Here is a 16523-nt window from a genome sequence, read left to right on the forward strand (position 1 = left end):
GCCCGCTCACTTCCGAATTTGTCGAGCCCTTCCGACCGAATCGTACAAACCGCACCGGCTTGAATGCGGTGCGCATTCATCGAGTGAACACATCGTTACAAAACGGTCCCTAGTTGGCGAATACTGCTCATATCGACATTTCTCGGTTCAAATATGGCGATCAGCAACTTACGCTTCTCCCATCGCCGGAACAAGCCGGCCAAAGACTTGGGGAGTAGGCATGCGCGCCAACGAGTGGAGCTGAAGTCCCAAAAGAACAGGTCACGGTCCGGTATGCTGGCGTCACTCGTAGGCGTCGCTCTAATGGGGATCGATTGACCGACGAACCGAAGACCCACCACAACGCGACCGATCGGCAGCTCCGGCTGCTCGTCGGTCTCGTGGTGTTTCTGGCCGCCGTCGCGATCGCAGCGTCGATTTATATGATCGCCACGAAAAGGGTCGAAAATCCGTCTCTATTGACATTAGGTGCATTGACCGTCGCGGCGACGGCGTCCAACCGGGCGATGCTGAACGTACGCATCCGAGCCAACAAATATGGCCAGTCCTGGACCGAGATCGTCACCCTCGTCGGGTTGACCGTCGCCCCGCCACCGTGGGTTGTGGTGTGCACCGCGGTCGGCATCGTCATCGGTCGGGTGCTTGGGCGGGTCAGTCCTCTCAAAGTTGCCTTCGGCGCCAGCAAGGACGCGGTGTCGGCGGCCGCGGGAGCTGGCGTCATGTATGCCGGCGGTACCGCTTTCGTCACCGGCGACCCGCAGTTCCACATCCTGTCTCTAGTGCTCGCCTTCCTTACCGTGACCGTGGTCGACGAGTTGCTGGTCCACCCCGTGGTGGCCCTCGCCACGCGCACACCGCTCTCCCAGCAGTTCCGTCGCTACCTCGACATCAGGATCGGCTTCGGCCTGGCCCGACTGGTGGTGGCGCTGTTCATCGTCTGGCTCCTGTCTCTCAACCGCGACGCCCAGGTCTTGCTGGTCGCGCCGCTGCTGATCCTGACCCTGCATCTCTGGTACTCGAATCGGATCCGGAAGCGCGACGAGCGCATCTCGTGGCAACGGCTCGCCAGCTCGGCGGAGGCACTCAACGACGTCGACCTGCGTCGCGTCATGGAGGTCGCGGTCGAGTGGACGCCTGATCTCTTCTCCGCCGACGGGGCGGAGGTCGAGGTTTTCCACACCGACCCGCCACGGTTGGTGCGTGGCCTCGGCGGCAAGGTCGATCCACCTGGTGCGGGCGAGTGGCCGACTGACACCTTCGTGATCACGACGGTGCTCGAGGATCGCACAGACAGCAAACCCATCGGCGAGCTGCGGTTGCATTTCAGCGGCCCGGTGCAGCTCAACGAGATGGAGATCTACAAGCTGCGCACCTTCGCATCCGCTCTGAACACCGCGATCCACAACGCGTCCGCATACGCGGAGCTCGAGCGGGTCGCGGTCGTGCACGCACACGACGCGGCGCACGATGCGCTGACTGGGCTGGCCAATCGCCGTCAGCTACTCGACCACGGCCAGAGGTTGATCTCGGACGAGCACGCCAACGGCGTCGTGGCGTTGCTTCTGCTGGACCTCAATCATTTCAAGGAGGTCAACGACACTCTGGGTCACGCAGCCGGCGACGAGGTGCTCAAGCAGGTCGCCCAGCGGCTCGGGGGCGCCGCCCGCACCGACGACCTGGTGGCCCGCCTAGGCGGCGACGAGTTCGCCGTCCTGCTGACCGGCCTGCCCGCACCTGCGGTCGCAGCCCACCGGGCGGAGCGGCTGATCCGTGCCCTGCAGGAGCCCATGGAGGTCGAGGGCATGCAGATCACCGTCGAGGCCAGTGGGGGGATCGCGACGGCGCCGAGCACCGGGGGGATCGCCGAACTGCTGCGGCGGGCCGATGTCGCCATGTACCAGGCCAAGCGGTCCGGGCTGCGAATCGCCACCTACTCGCACGCGCGGGACACCGCTGACATCGGCCGGTTCGCGATGACCGGGGGCCTGACCAGCGCGGTCGCCGACGGGACGCTCACCGTCGACTTCCAGCCGATCGTCGACCTGGCCAGCGGTGAGGTGCTCGCGGCCGAGGCGCTGGCCCGCTGGCACCACCCCGATCACGGCACCGTCGATCCGCTGCGGTTCCTGGAGACGGTCGAGCGCAGTGGGTTGCTGCCGGCGTTCGCCGAGGCCGTGCTCGACCAGGCGTTGCTGGCCTGCTCATCGTGGCGGGAGGCGGGCTTCGACCTGCCGGTCGCGGTCAACGTCGCACCGCGCAGCCTGCTCGACCCGCGCTTCCCGGGCTCGGTGACGACCCGGCTGCGTACGCACGACCTGCCGCCCGATCGGCTCATCCTCGAGCTGACCGAGACCTTGACGATCAGCCAGCTCGAGGTGGTCGACCAGGTGCTCGGCCGGCTGCGCGACGAGGGTGTGCGGCTGGCGCTCGACGACTTCGGCACCGGGTACTCGTCGTTGTCGGTGTTGTCGCGGATCCCCGTACACGAGTTGAAGATCGACAAGCAGTTCGTCACCGCCATGGAGACCTCGCCCGAGGCCGGCGCGGTGATCCGGTCCACCGTCGACCTCGGGCGCAGCCTCGACCTCGCGGTGGTGGCCGAGGGCGTCGACAGCGAGCCGCAGCGGCGCGCGCTCTGGGAGCTCGGCTGCACGGCCGGGCAGGGGCAGCTGTTCGCGCGCCCGATGACCGCCGCACGGCTGCTCGCGTCGCTGCACCGCGGCTCGGGCGGGCGGCCTGGCACCCTCGCGCCTGCGCTGCACGACGAAGGGGCGGTGATCCGGCTCAGTCCGCGGCGGGCGGTGCCGCGACAGCGCAGCGAGCGTTTGCCACACTTGGGCGGATGATCACCTGGTCCCGGCTCGACCGTGCGGCCGGCGGCCTGGCCTTCGATCTCGGCCTCTACGCGCTGTCGGCCGGCTTCGCCGCGATCACGGCGGTTACCTCGACCCTGTTGCCGCATCGAGCGTGGGGTGGCGTGGCCGCGATCGGGTACGCCGTGGCGGCCGTCGCCGTGCTCACGCAGTGGCTCGCCGGCAACCGCGACCCGCGACTGCGCGCCGCCATCACCGGTTTCGCCTGGGTCGCCACCGCGTGGGTGCCGATGCTGATCCAGTCGGTCGAGCGGGCCGGCGGGCGCACCGACCGGGCGCAGGAGGAGGTGCTGGTCGTCGAGGACGGCGGGAGCCGGCTGCTGCACCACGCGACGCCGTACCTCTCCGACGACACGATCGCCCGGTTGCCGGCCGACGAGCGGTTGCTGGGCTATCTGCCGTACCAGCCGGGAATGTCGCTGTTCGGTCTGCCACGCGCGCTGGCCGGCGACGCCTGGTGGACCGACGCCCGGATCTGGTTCCTGCTCGCCACCACCGCCGCCTTGGGTCTCACGATCGCTTTGGTACGCGGCCCGCGCGTGCTGCGGGCCGTGCAGCTGACCACGGTGCTGCCCGTCTGCGCGCTGACCGCCGCCACCGGCGGTGACGACCTGCCGGTGCTGGCGCTGTGCCTGCTGGCCCTCGCGCTCTGCGCCCGCGAGCGCTGGGGGTGGGCCGGGGTCGCCGCCGGGCTGGCCGCCGCGCTCAAGCTGCTGGCGCTGCCGATCCTCGCGGTGCTCATCATCCACGCGCTGACCCGGCGACGGCTGGGGCGGTTCGCGCTGGGCGCGCTCGGGCTGCCGGTGCTCGCGGTGGTGCCGCCGCTGCTGCGCGATCCGGGCGCGCTGGTCGACAACGTGATCGGCTTCCCGCTCGGGCACGGCGTGGTCACCAGCCCGGCGGCCTCGCCGTTTCCCGGGCGGCTGATCGCCACCGGCCTGCCGGCGGGGCGCGTCATCGCGCTCGGTCTGCTGCTGCTCGCGGGCCTGGCCATCGCGGTGTGGCTGGTCCGCCGGCCACCGACGACCGCTGCGGCGGCGGCGCTGATCAGCGGGTACGGGCTGCTGGCGGCGATCTTCCTGATGCCGTCGACGCGGTTCGGCTACCTGTTGTACCCGGTGGCGCTGCTGGCCTGGGCGCCGGCGCTGACGGCCGCGGCCAGCGTCACCGAGCGCCCCGATCGCGTGGAAGAAGCGGCGGACGGGCGCGCGACGGCGTACACCTGAATGGGTGGACGGCTCCTCCTTCCCTGACCGGGCAGCGGCCGGCGCGGTGCTGGCGGACGCCTTGGGCGGCTATGCCGGCCGGACCGACGTGCTGGTGCTCGGGCTGGTGCGGGGCGGCATCCCCGTCGCGGCCGCGGTCGCGGGGCGGCTGGACGTCGCGCTCGATGCCCTGGTGATCCGCAAGCTGGGCGTGCCGTGGTCGCCGGAGGTCGCGTTCGGCGCGCTCGGCCCCGGGGGCGTGATGGTGGTGAACGACGACGTGGCGGCCCGGCTCGAGCAGGGCGACGTCGACGCGGTGGTTTCACGTGAATCGGCGGAGCTGTCCCGGCGGGAGGCGATCTATCGCCGCGGGCGACCGCCGTTGTCGTTGGCCGGGACGGTGGCGGTGCTGGTCGACGACGGCCTGGCGACGGGCGCGTCGGCGCGGGCGGCGGTCGCGGTGGCCCGGGCGCTGTCCGCGGCGCGGGTCGTGCTCGCGGTGCCGGTCGGCTCGGTGCGGGCCCTGCGTGCCCTGGAACCGCTGGTCGACGAGCTGGTCTGCCCGCTGCGGCCGGCGCCGTTCGGCGCGGTCAGCGAGTTCTACGACGACTTCCACCAGGTGTCCGACCGCGAGGTGGCCGCAGCGCTGGACTCGGCCCGCGTGCGTCCACCCGGTACCGTCTAGTGATGCAGATGACCTGTCCGAAGTGTCGTGGCGAGATGCGTACCTACGAGCGCAGTGGCGTGACCATCGACCAGTGCGGCGAGTGCCGTGGGATCTTCCTCGACCGCGGCGAGCTCGAGAAGCTTTTCGAGGCCGAGGCCAACTGGAACCGTCAACACTCCTCCGCACCGCCCGCGCCCGGGCAACCGGCGCACTCCGGTGGCTACGCCCCACCGCCCCCGCCACCGCCGGGTGGCCACGCGCCGGGCTACGGGCAGCCGAGCCACGTGCCGCCGCCGCCCCCGCCGGCGCACTACCCGCCGCAGCCGGCCTACGGTCAGCACGGCGGGCAATACGGCTACCACGGCCACTACCGCAACAAGCGTCACAAGAAGGGCTTCCTGGGCGAGCTGTTCGACTGAGTTCGCGCTGTCGCTTGCCGGGGGTCGGTCGCCGTTGTCGGCTGCCGGCCCCCGTGCCGCGTGAGATCGTCTAGTCATGACGGCTCCTGCCGGCGCTGCCGCCCTCGCCGCCGCCTACGACGCGGTCACCGCGGTGGTGCTGCCGCTGACCGACGACGACCTGCTGCGACCCACCCGATGCCGGGGCTGGGTGATCGCCGACGTGGTGCACCACCTGCTGCAGGACGCGCGGCGGGCACTGGTGACGTTCGCCAGCCCGGCTCCCGGGCCGTCCGATGTGGACCACGTGAGCTACTGGTCGGCGTACCCGGGCAGTGGTGATGCGGCGGCTAGCCAGCACAACGCGTGGTTGACCAGGCGGGCGGCTTCGGCGTACGACCGGCCGTCGGCGATTGTCGCGGTGTGGGCGTCGACCGCGCCGGCGGCCGCCCGCGCCGCCGCGGCCGCGGACGCCACGTCGTTCGTGGCGACGCAGGGGCATGTGCTGTCGGTGCCCGACTTCGTCGCCACGCTGGTGACCGAGGCCGTGGTGCATCATCTCGACCTGACCGTCGACCTCCCGTCGGCGCCGGAACCGCCGGCGTCCGCGCTGGCCGTCGCCGTGTCCACGATGGACGGTTTGCTCAGCGACGAGGTCGTGCGGCCGGTGGGCTGGTCGTCGAAGGAGTTCCTGCTCAAGGCGAGCGGCCGGGAGGCACTGACACCGCGGGACCGGGTCGCGCTCGGCGAGGCCGCGGGCTGGTTTCCGCTCTTGTCTTAAATCGCCATGTCGACGAAGCGGGACAGGTGGAGCTGGGCGGCGACGGTGACGGTGTCGGTCGGGCCGTTTCGGTGCTTGGCCACGATGAAGTCGGCCTCGCCCGCCCGCGGCGACTCCTTGTCGTAGTAGTCGTCGCGGTGCAACAGGATCACGACGTCGGCGTCCTGCTCGATCGAATTGTGGGTCGCGATGCCGTTGGCGATGAAGTTGTGCGTGCCGAGAACGGTCGCATCGAACACGTCCTGCATGCCGAGCGGTTCGATCGCCACGATCTCGTCCCAGAATATGTCGTTCGTCGCATGCAGTTCGAGGTCGGCATCACCGAGGATTTGCGCCACCCGGGCCAACCGTGGTCTGCTCGGTGCGCACTTCCACATCGCGCTGCCGCTGAACTGCGTGCGCATCGCCGAGGCGAACTGGCGGTGGCTCATCCCTCGCTCGATCAGAGCGGCGCGTACGCGAGTCCACACCTCTAGCGGAACGGTGTCGACGTTGGTGTTGCTGACGCCGCCTTCGAGAGCGGCCAACAACAGCTCGCAATTCGCCGACCGGGCGCCGTGAACCCCGATCTCGCGGAGGAATCGCAACTGGTCGTCGCGGCCTGAGACGTCGAGGGTGTATTGCGCTCGGACAGCCTTGCTCGAAACAGTCCTGATGCGGGTTGTGATGCCGAAGCGCAGCAACAGCCGACTCACATCGTCGAGCAGGCGACGGCTCGTGCTGGCGTAGTAGACGCGGCCACCGCGTCCGCCACGGGTCATGGTCACCGAACCGTCAGTCGCCCAGAGGTGGCGGAGGAAAAGTCGAACCTGCCGCTTCTCCAGGCCCATCAAGGAAGCCGGCACGAACTTCTCGTGTGAGCGGAGCCCGAATAGGCCCAAGCCGTCCAGCCACGCGGCGATGGGGTTACGCCGCCCTCGGGCGAGCGGGTATGGCGCGGGCAAGCGCAAGGTAGTGACTCGCGCCTGCTCGTAGTCGTCGCGGACGGCGGTGACACCAAAATGCCGAGCAGCGTCTGTCACGGCTCGCAAGTTCTGCTCGTCGATGCTCGCGTAGCGGATGGGTTGACGCTTGACGAAGGAGCCGTCGCCGAGCATGTGCGCCAACAACACGACCTCGTCGTCAGCCCACGCCGGCGCCATGGTCTCCGGCGCGGGGATGTGTCGCGGGACGCCGATGCGTGACCCAACAGAAAGATCTCCCAACGCACGCCAGCCGTCGAACGACAGGAAGGGATGGTTGGCGGTCGCGTCGATCGTCTTGCCCGAAGCCAGCCGCAGCCGAAACGTCTCTCTGCGACCACTTGGGAAGACGTGGGTCATCGTGCGCGGGGTGTATTTGAGCCGCTCGTCGAGCGCCCACACCGGTGTGTCACGGGCGCCCGAGGCAAGCAGCTCGCCGAGTGTCACCTCGGCGTTGGTGTCGGCGCGTATCACCCGCGTCGTGGCCGTCAGACAGCCCGACTCACGCAAATCGGACAGTTGCGGGCGCTTGTCGGTGCGCTGCTCGGGGCCACGGTTGAGCTGACTCACCGCGATCACCGGGCACTCGACCTCTTTGGCGAGCAGCTTGAGGCCACGCGACAGTTCGGCGACCTCTTGCTGCCGGCTCTCGGTGCGCTTGGGCGAGCTCATCAGCTGGAGGTAGTCGACCACGATCATCTTGAGGTCGTGGCGTTGCTTGAGCCGGCGCGCCTTGGCCCGGATCTCCATCAGGTTCATGTTGGGCGTGTCGTCGACGAACAGCGGCGCCTCGCTGATCTCGCCCATGCGGCGGGCCAGCTTGGTCCAGTCGTCGTCGGACAGCTGCCCGGACCGGAGCACGTGCAGCGGCACCCGCGCCTCGGCGCTGAGCAGCCGCATAACGATCTCAACCTTGCTCATTTCGAGCGAGAAGATAGCGCTGGCGCAGTTGTGCCTGATAGCGGCATTTCGGGCAAAGTCCATTGAGGCCGTGCTCTTCCCTAAACCAGGCCTTCCCGCAACGATCACCAGTTGGCCGGGGTGCAGGCCGTTGAGGAGCCGGTCGAGGTCGGTGAAGCCGGTCGGGACGCCGGTCATCACGCCGCCCTGTGCCCCGACCGCTTCGATCTCGTCGAGGGTGGGCTGGAGCATGTCGGCGAGGATCGCGAAGTCTTCGCTGACCCGCTTCTCGGTGACGTCATAAATCGCCTGCTGGGCGAGGTCGACCACGTCGTCGACGTCGCGGCCGCTGCCCGCCGCGGAGCCGTAGCCGAGCTGGACGATCCGGGTGCCCGCCTCGACCAGGCGGCGCAGCACGGCCCGCTCGGCCACGATGCGCGCGTAGTAGCCCGCGTTGGCCGCAGTAGGCACGCTGGCCATCAGCGTCTGCAGGTAGGGGGCGCCGCCGATGCGCACCAGGTCGCCCGCGTCGGCCAGCGAGGCCGCGACCGTCACCGCGTCGGCCGGCTCGCCGCGGCCGTAGAGGTCGAGGATCGCGTCGAAGACGGTGGCGTGGATCGGGCGGTAGAAGTCGCCGGTCTTGAGGATCTCGACGACATCGGCGATCGCGTCCTTGGAGAGCAGCATGCCGCCCAGCACGCTCTGCTCGGCCGCGACGTCCTGGGGCGGCGTCTTGTCGAATCCGCCGTCGCCGTCGCGCCTGGGTTGCGGGGCATCCTGGTTGGGGCGCCCGCCGCGCACGTCGTCGGTGACTGACACGGGAGCCCCCTCTCGTACGGATGTACTATAACCGAAACATGATCGGTTTGCCCCCGACACGACTGGGGGATGCCGCGTCGGTTCTGTCACGAACCGAACGGCAACGATATGGGCCCGGCCACCGATCGAGCAAAGAGGCCCGTGGACGAACCTTTGGACAACCTGTGGAAAGCAGGTCAGAGGTTGTGTGGATACCTGTGCACAGCTTGTGTACGACCACTGTGCAGGGTCGCCCGATGGCCGTTTGACGTGCGGTTCTTCGATCCCCAAGGTGTGGAGGAAAGAAATACGCGTCGGCCGGGCCAAGCCATCAACCGCTCGGTCGACTACCATCTACGCGTCTGTGTCTTCTTCAACGACACGGGCGACTGCGATCCGATATCAGGAAGGTCACGCTCCAGCCGTGGACTATCGGGATTGGGCGCGCGGTGACGACACTCCGGTGACGGCGCCGCGATCTCGCTCGCCCCGATCTCCGGAGGACCGTCCGCGGCGCACCGGCGGCCGGCGCGGCACCAAGCCGACCGCGGCCGAGCCCAACCCGGACGCGATATCGCAGTGGGACCCGCTCGGCGCCTCCGGCGGCGAGCTGGCGGCGATCACGCAGCTCGAGGACACCGCGTCGTTCAAGCTGCCCAAGGACTTCTGGGAAGACGAGCCCGGATCCGCCGCGGGTGACCAGGTCATCACGCCGACGGGCGGCGGTGGCCGGCGGCGACGCGACCGGGCCGATGACGAGATCGAGCTGTCGAGCGGTGGCCGGCGGCGACGCGACGTGTCCGACTCGCGGGCCGGGCGCTACGACGACGAGGTCGAGCTTTCCAGCGGCGGTAGCCGGCGGCGCGATGTCGCCGACTCGCGCGCCGGGCGGTTCGACGATGACGAGATCGAGCTTTCCAGCGGCGGACGCCGGCGGCGGGATGCCTCCGACTCGCGCGCCGGGCGGTTCGATGACGACGAGGTCGAGCTGTCCAGCGGCGGGCGCCGGCGGCGTGCTGTCGGCGACTCCCGCGCGACGCGGGTGGGCGACGACCAGATCGAGCTGCCCAGCGGCGGCCTGCGCCGGCGGGACATCACGGACTCGCGGGCCGGACGCTACGACGATGACGACATCGAACTCTCCAGCGGCGGACGACGACGGCGCGACGTCGCCGACTCGCGCGCGAGCCGGTTGGGCGACGACGAGATCGAGCTGTCGAGTGGTGGTCGGCGTCGGCGGGACGACGTCAGTGACTCCCGCGCCGGGCGACGAGATGCTTTCGGCGAGATAGAGCTGTCCAGCGGCGGCCGGCGTCGGCGCGACGATGTCGGCGACTCCCGCGGCGGGCTCGAACTGCCCCGCGGTGGACGACGGCGGCTCGAGGACGCCGAAGAGGCCGATCAGATCGGTCCTGGCCGGCGCTGGCGCGCGGACACCGATCCTGACCCCGAGCCGGTGCGGCGCAGCTGGCAGGACGAGGCCACCGACACCGAGCTACCGAGTGTCGGCTACGCCACTGGCGGTCGCCGGGCGCGCCGCGAGGACGGCGGCGACAGCGAGCCCGTCAGCCGGGCCCGGCGCCGCCGGCAGGCGGCCGATGAAACGGAAACCGCCGACCGCGGCTGGCAGACGGAGCCGACCGATACCGGTTCGGTTCAGGTGCCGTCGCTGGGTCGGCGCGGTCGGTCCACGCGCGACGATGCGGACGAGCCGAGCCAGACCTGGCACGGCGAGTCCGCCGCCGGCGGGCGACGCTCGCGGCACGCCGACCCCGACGCCGGCCGTCCCAGCTGGTCGGAGAGTGCGACCGGCTATGTGGAGACGACCGGCCGGCGCAGCCGCGCCGACGACGAGGATCCACCGGTCCGCAGCCGCCGCGCCCGCCGCGATGCGGACGCGCTCGAGACCCGAGGCCGCCGCGACCGCCATGGCGACGAGACGGACCCCAACGAACAGACCGGCCAAGGCTGGTCCGGCGGCGCCCGCAGCCGGCACGCGGAGGCCGACCCGGTCGACCATCCCAGCCACGGCCGCCGCGCCTACTCGGCCGACTCCGACTCCACCGAGCCGGTCGGCCGCAGCCGCCGCCGGGCCGACGACCTGGACCCGAGCGAGTCAGCCGGCCGCGGCCGCCGCGCCTACGCCGCCGACTCGGACTCGACTGACCCGGCCGGCCGCGGCCGCCGCGCCTACGCCGCCGACTCGGACTCGACCGAGCCGGCCGGCCGCGGCCGCCGGGCCTACGCCGCCGATTCCGACTCGGCCGAGCCGGCAGGCCGCAGCCGCCGGGGGCGGACCGGCGACGAGCCCGCATACGGCGACTGGCGGGACGCCGCCGCCGCAGCCGAGCTACCGACGCAGAGCCGGCGGAGCCGCGACGACGACGCGAGCCGCCGCGGCCCTGGCTGGCGCGCGGACCCGCCCGCCGGCGACGTGCCGGAACAGCGCCGCCGTGGCCGCCATGACGACCCGGACCTGACCACCCGCCGCGCCGACCCGGACCGTGGTCGCACCGACTGGCGCCCCGAACCGGACGGCAGCGAGCCGCCCGCACGGCGCGGCGACTGGGCCGGCGATCCCGACTCGGACCGCTGGCGGCACCCCGACATGACCGGCGAGTGGTCCCGCCGGGCCATGCCGCCGCTCGACCCGGCGCCCCCGGAGCGTGGCGACGACCGTCGTGGCCGCGACGATCGAGGGCCCGAGGACACCGGTCGGCGCGGCGGCGCGCGCCCCACACCCGAGGACACCGGCAACTGGCGCGCCGAGGAGCGCGGCCGCCGGCGCGACTCCGGCCACCGCCCGGGCGGTCCCCGCGACGACGGCCTGGACACCGGTTCGTGGGAGCGGATGACCGACACGGGCCAGTACGACAGCACCACCTCGACCAGCGAGTGGGACCGCCTGGTCGGCAGCATCGAGGACGAGGAGGCCGAGGAGAAGTTCGAGGCCTTCTGGTCGGGTCACCGCCTGGCCGGCGACGATCCGCGCTGGGTGGAGACGCCCGCGACCGCGCCGCGCTCGCCCGCGGTCGGGCTGCCCGAGCCACGGCGGCCCGAGCCGGACGGCTACGACGACGGCCCGCGCCGCCCCCGCTCCGGTCCCGACACGATGGCCCGCGCGGCGATGCCGCCCGTCGACGCGACCGACCCCGGCTGGGGCGCTCCCGCCCGGCCGGCCGCCCGCCGACAGCCGGCGGCCCCGGTGCGGTCGGCGCCGCAACGCCGGGCGATGTGGGAGCAGGAAGAGTTCGAGCAGCTCGACAACGACAACGGCGGCTTCATGGCGGCGGTGCTCTACGCGGCCGCCTGGTACGCCGTACCCGTGCTGGCCTTCGGCATCTGGCTCATGACCCTGCCGGCCGTGGCGCCGGACGACTGCATCAGCGACGTGACCGGCGGCGGCTGCGACTCGCCGCGGGCCCAGGCGCTGGAGGGCCTGCTGTCCGGGGTGCCGCAGTTCGGCATCGCGCTGGGCATCAGCCTCATCGCGGCCATCCTGCTGCGCTGGCTCGGCCACAGTTGGCGGGCCGGCAGCGTCGGCCTGGCCGCCGCGGTGGTCGGCGGTGGCATGGCGGCCGTGCTCAACAGCATCTTCACGGGCCAACCGCTCGGCTGAGCGGCAGCGACAAGACCAGACAAGACGAAAGCGCCGCACCGGAGAACCGGTGCGGCGCTTTCGCGTGCTGCTTACTTGCTGCGGTTGACGTTGACGTCGAAGCTCGCCGTCACCTCGGGGTGCAACTTGACCTTGACCGGGTAGCTGCCGATCGACTTGATCGAACCGGGCAGCTCCAGCCGGCGGCGGTCGAGGGTCGGACCGCCCGCGGCCTTGACCGCGTCGACGATCTCGACCGGGGTGACCGAGCCGAACAGGCGGCCGCCGTCGCCGGCGCGCACCTGCAGGCTGACCTTGAGGCCCTCGAGCTGGGCCTTCACCTCGTTGGCGTGGCCGAGGTCGCGGATCTCGCGGGCCCCACGGGCCCGCTTGATGTTGGTGACCTCTTTCTCCGCACCCTTGCTCCAGCGGATGCCGAAGCCCTGCGGCAGGAGGTAGTTGCGGCCGTAGCCGTCCTTGACCTCCACCACGTCGCCCGGCGTGCCGAGACCGGACACCTCCTGGGTCAGGATGACCTTCATGTCGGTGCCTCCTCTCAGCGGGCGGTGGTCGTGTAGGGGAGGAGCGCCATCTCGCGCGCGTTCTTGACGGCGCGCGCGATCTGCCGCTGCTGCTGGGAGGTCACCCCGGTGACCCGGCGGGCACGGATCTTGCCCCGGTCGGAGATGAACTTGCGCAGCAGCGCGGTGTCCTTGTAGTCGATGTAGGTGATCCCCTCCTTGTCGAGCGGGTTCACCTTCTTCTTGGGCTTGCGTAGCGCAGCAGCCTTAGCCATTGCTCGTGCTCCTGGTGATCTGTTTAGAACGGGGGCTCGTCGTCGGAGTAGCTGTTCGACCGGCCCGAACCGCTCGAGGCGCCTGCCGGTGCGGCCGTCGCCCAGGGATCGTCGAAGTTGTTGCCTCCGCCGCCACCCTGGCCGCCGCCACCACCGGAGCCGAAGCCGCCACCACCCCCGCCGGAGCGGGACATCTTCTGCACCTTTGCCGTGGCGTAGCGCAGCGACGGGCCGATCTCGTCGACCTCGAGCTCGATGACGGTGCGCTTCTCTCCCTCACGGGTTTCGTAGGACCGCTGCTTGAGCCGGCCCGACACGATGACCCGAGCGCCCCGCTGTAGTGACTCGGCGACGTTTTCGGCCGCCTGCCGCCACACGGTGCAGGAAAGGAAGAGTGGCTCGCCGTCCTTCCACTCGTTGGTCTGGCGGTCCATGATCCGCGGGGTCGAAGCCACGCGGAACTTGGCGACCGCCGCGCCAGACGGAGTGAAACGCAGCTCTGGGTCATCGGTCAGGTTGCCGATGACCGTGATGGTGGTGTCTCCTGCCATGACCGTCTCCTCGTGCACTCATCGAGTCACTGCCGACAGGCTCGCACAGCCGTACGACAGGTTTGTGAGGCTTGGTTCGGGAGGCCGAAAGATCGCGCGGTCAGCGCGTCTCGGGCCGGATGACCTTGGTGCGCAGCACCGACTCGTTGAGTCGCAGCTGACGGTCCAGCTCAGCCACCGCCGCGGGCTCCGCCTGCAGATCGATGACGGCGTAGATGCCCTCGGCCTTCTTGTTGATCTCGAACGAGAGGCGCCGGCGGCCCCACACGTCGAGCTTCTCCACCGAGCCGCCCGCGGTCCGAATCACGTTCAGGTACGTGTCGAGCGACGGGGCGACGGTGCGCTCCTCGAGACTGGGGTCGAGGATCACCATGACTTCGTAATGACGCAAGACGTGCTCACCTCCTATGGGCTAGGCGGCCGCGGTCCTTCCGCGGCAGGAGGTCGTGCGTCGTTGCCCAAACACCCTTCTGGTGCGGACAACCCCACCACAATACCGGAGCCGCAGCGTACGGCCTATCCGGGCATAGCAAGGGCCCCTTCCGTGGAAGGGGCCCTCTGGTGCAGAGCCGCGGAGCGCCTTGAATCCGCATTCTTTGGGTGGGACCTGGGGAGGAACGACCACACCGACGAGGTTGGACGCAGGCGCCCCGCGGAGCCTTTTGGTGATATTTAGTTTACGCTGCGCGAGTCCGACTTGCACGTTGAGCGATAATCGCCCTAATTGCCCCAGCGGACACGCCCACCACGCAGACGGTCGCGATCAGCGCCAGCAGGCCCGTCGGACCGCTGTCGCTGACCGGGTCGACCGAGGCCAGCGGCTCGGCGGCCGCACCGGCGACCGTGGTCGCGCCGTCGAGCCCCGTACCCCCGTCGGGGTTGGCGAAGCTGTCCAGCGCGAGCGCGGCAGCGTCCGGGTTGGCCGGGTCCTCGGGGTTGGCCGCGTCGGCGCCCGGGCTCGCGGCCGGGTCGGCGCCGGGCGAGGCGGCGGTCGCCGGGTCCGCGTCGTCGTCGCTGTTCGCGCGGTTCTGGCGGTCACCGTCGCGCTGGTCGTCGCCGGCCGGCGCGTCGTCGCCGTCGCCCGCCGCGTCGCCGCCAGCGGTGTTGCCGCCGCCGAACGGAGCCGTCGGCGGGTTCGCCGGCGTGTCGTTGCCGGCCGCGGGCGGTTGCGGCGCGGCGGCCAGCACCTCGACGCGGACCGACTTCTCGTCGGCGAGCATGCAGTCGGGCTTGAGCGCCAGCTCGACCGGGCCGCGGTGGAAGAGCACGTCGGCCGTCGCGCCGGAGGCCACCTCACCGCGGGTGGCGCCGTCGAGCATCAGCTTGGCCTTGCGGCCGGTGTTGTTGACGACCCGCAGCGTGCTCTCGGCCGGCACGGTCACCGACGCGGCGCTCGGCTTGGCACCGCAGGCCACCCCGAGCAGCCCGTCGCCGGTGAAGACGACCTGGCTGTTGGTCTCCTGCGCCGGGTCGGCGTAGGCGGCGCCCCCGATGGCCAGCGGCCCCGCGATGAAGAAGGCGGCGACAGCGGACGCGACGGTACGGCGTCGGATGGCGTGCAACGTTCACAACTCCCGTGGTCGGCCGGTGCCGCGGTTCCTTCGCCCCCCGGCTGGTCTATGGGGGTAACGAAGCGGAACGTAAGCCGGTGACGCAGGCCACTGGGCGATTTGCGAGGAATTCCGGAAGCAGGCACCGGTGCACTGTTGTCGTACCCGCGACGTAGGCTCGCCACCATGCGCATCGGAGCTCACGTCGACTCGACCGACCCGTTGGCGGCCGCGACGGCCCGCGATGCCGACGCGGTGCAGTTCTTCCTCACCGATCCACAGGGCTACAAGTCGCCCAAGCCGCGCGCCGACGCCGAAGCGCTGCGGGCAGCCGAGGTCGACGTCTACATCCACGCGCCCTACCTGATCAATGTCGCGACGCTCAACAACAAGATCCGCATCCCGAGCCGCAAGCTGTTGCTGTCGCATGCCGCCGGGGCCGCCGACGTGGGCGCCAAGGCGCTGATCGTCCACGGCGGACACGTGGGCGGCGTCGACGAGCTGAGCACCGGCTTCGACAACTGGCGCAAGACTTTCGCGTACGCCCAGGAGCAAGGCGGTTTCGCCACTCCCGTGCTGATCGAGAACACCGCGGGCGGCGACCACGCCTGCGCCCGCAAGCTCGACATGCTCGCGCGACTCTGGGACGCGGTCGGCGACTACGAGGTCGGCTTCTGCCTCGACACCTGCCACGCCCACGCCGGCGGCGAAGACCTGCTGGGCCTGGTCGACCGGGTCAAGGCGATCACGGGCCGCATCGACCTGATTCACTGCAACGACTCCAAGGACCCGTTCGACTCGGGTCGGGATCGACACGACAACCTAGGTTCCGGGATGATCGATCCCGAGCTGCTCATCGCCGTCGTGCGCGCCGCCGGCGCACCGGTCATCGTCGAAACACCGGGCGACGTCGAGGGCCAAGCGGCCGACATCGCGTTTCTACGCGGCAAGGTCTGACGTTAGGCGGCACTAGGGGGTGTCTCGTGGACCAGGGTGGTGCCGCTGGTCGCCATCCGCGAGACCCGGCCTCCGGTCGGTCGAGAGAAAGAGCGGCATGAACGCACCGGGACCCGAGCCCATCCGCAGGCCCTCCATCGCCGGTGAGGAGGAGCCCGACGAGGCCTACGTGGCCGACGCGCCCGAGCATGCCGGCAACGGGTCGTCTCGCGGCGCCGCCGGAGGCCCGACGAAGCCGGTCGACGCCGGCAACGGGTCGGCGGCCGCCTCCGTGGGTGGGTCGCGCGCTGGGGAGAAGACCGCGCACAGCCCTGCGGCGGAGTCGCCGGACTCGAGCGCGGCCACCGTCGCGACGCGATCGGGCACCGACGAGGACCGGACGCATCCCACGGATGAAGCGGCGCCATCGCGGACGGGGAACAGTTCGCCCGACGACGATGAGCGGGCCGCCGTCGCGCCCGAGGCGCGGCGTGGCGAGCCGGCGCGG

14 protein-coding genes are annotated in these 16523 nt (G+C 70.8%); 7 read left to right on the plus strand and 7 right to left on the minus strand.

The features are described from left to right. The first annotated feature begins 314 nt into the window (after positions 1-314). From O7635_RS09705 to O7635_RS09725, 5 genes are all read left to right on the plus strand, one after another. Positions 315-2846, plus strand: coding sequence for a bifunctional diguanylate cyclase/phosphodiesterase (locus tag O7635_RS09705; protein ID WP_278080086.1), 2532 nt, complete (start codon positions 315-317; stop codon positions 2844-2846). Continuing rightward, positions 2843-4099, plus strand: a complete 1257-nt coding sequence (locus tag O7635_RS09710) for a glycosyltransferase 87 family protein (RefSeq protein WP_278080087.1) — start codon at positions 2843-2845, stop codon at positions 4097-4099. Before O7635_RS09705 ends, O7635_RS09710 begins: the two co-directional genes overlap by 4 nt. Before the next feature lie 4 nt (positions 4100-4103). Continuing rightward, on the plus strand, positions 4104-4763 hold the full coding sequence (locus O7635_RS09715) for a phosphoribosyltransferase family protein (protein ID WP_278080088.1): 660 nt from the start codon (positions 4104-4106) through the stop codon (positions 4761-4763). Then, positions 4763-5164, plus strand: coding sequence for a zf-TFIIB domain-containing protein (locus tag O7635_RS09720; protein ID WP_278080089.1), 402 nt, complete (start codon positions 4763-4765; stop codon positions 5162-5164). Before O7635_RS09715 ends, O7635_RS09720 begins: the two co-directional genes overlap by 1 nt. A 76-nt stretch (positions 5165-5240) precedes the next feature. After that, complete coding sequence (locus O7635_RS09725; protein ID WP_278080090.1) at positions 5241-5924, plus strand: maleylpyruvate isomerase N-terminal domain-containing protein; 684 nt, start codon at positions 5241-5243, stop codon at positions 5922-5924. Here the strand turns inward: O7635_RS09725 and O7635_RS09730 are convergent. After that, positions 5921-8587 (minus strand): replicative DNA helicase, encoded by a 2667-nt coding sequence (locus O7635_RS09730; RefSeq protein WP_347405330.1) that lies wholly within the window; start codon positions 8585-8587, stop codon positions 5921-5923. The genes O7635_RS09725 and O7635_RS09730 overlap by 4 nt on opposite strands. Before the next feature lie 421 nt (positions 8588-9008). On the opposite strand from O7635_RS09730, the gene O7635_RS09735 reads away from it, so the two are divergent. Continuing rightward, positions 9009-12203: a hypothetical protein gene (locus O7635_RS09735; RefSeq protein ID WP_278080092.1), complete on the plus strand. Its 3195-nt coding sequence runs from the start codon at positions 9009-9011 to the stop codon at positions 12201-12203. Between the two features lie 71 nt (positions 12204-12274). Here O7635_RS09735 and rplI read toward each other — a convergent pair whose 3' ends face one another. From rplI to O7635_RS09760, 5 genes are all read right to left on the minus strand, one after another. Beyond that, the gene (rplI, locus tag O7635_RS09740) at positions 12275-12724 is read right to left on the minus strand and encodes a 50S ribosomal protein L9 (RefSeq protein WP_278080093.1); all 450 of its coding nucleotides are present in this window, start codon (positions 12722-12724) and stop codon (positions 12275-12277) included. A 14-nt stretch (positions 12725-12738) separates the two neighbouring features. Beyond that, positions 12739-12978, minus strand: coding sequence for a 30S ribosomal protein S18 (gene rpsR, locus O7635_RS09745; RefSeq protein ID WP_173040721.1), 240 nt, complete (start codon positions 12976-12978; stop codon positions 12739-12741). A 23-nt stretch (positions 12979-13001) separates the two neighbouring features. Continuing rightward, complete coding sequence (locus tag O7635_RS09750) at positions 13002-13547, minus strand: single-stranded DNA-binding protein (protein ID WP_278080094.1); 546 nt, start codon at positions 13545-13547, stop codon at positions 13002-13004. 82 nt (positions 13548-13629) lie between these two features. Next, positions 13630-13920 (minus strand): 30S ribosomal protein S6, encoded by a 291-nt coding sequence (rpsF, locus tag O7635_RS09755; protein WP_089250289.1) that lies wholly within the window; start codon positions 13918-13920, stop codon positions 13630-13632. Positions 13921-14206: 286 nt separating this feature from the next. Continuing rightward, positions 14207-15091 carry a hypothetical protein gene (locus O7635_RS09760; RefSeq protein ID WP_278080095.1) on the minus strand — a complete coding sequence of 295 codons (885 nt, stop codon included), beginning with the start codon at positions 15089-15091 and terminating at the stop codon, positions 14207-14209. 174 nt (positions 15092-15265) lie between these two features. Between O7635_RS09760 and O7635_RS09765 the strand changes: the two genes are divergently transcribed. Next, positions 15266-16036 (plus strand): deoxyribonuclease IV, encoded by a 771-nt coding sequence (locus O7635_RS09765; protein WP_278080096.1) that lies wholly within the window; start codon positions 15266-15268, stop codon positions 16034-16036. A gap of 165 nt (positions 16037-16201) precedes the next feature. Here O7635_RS09765 and O7635_RS09770 read toward each other — a convergent pair whose 3' ends face one another. Next, positions 16202-16402 carry a hypothetical protein gene (locus O7635_RS09770; protein WP_278080097.1) on the minus strand — a complete coding sequence of 67 codons (201 nt, stop codon included), beginning with the start codon at positions 16400-16402 and terminating at the stop codon, positions 16202-16204. Positions 16403-16523: the final 121 nt, after the last annotated feature.

Source organism: Asanoa sp. WMMD1127 (assembly GCF_029626225.1).
Lineage (GTDB): Bacteria > Actinomycetota > Actinomycetes > Mycobacteriales > Micromonosporaceae > Asanoa.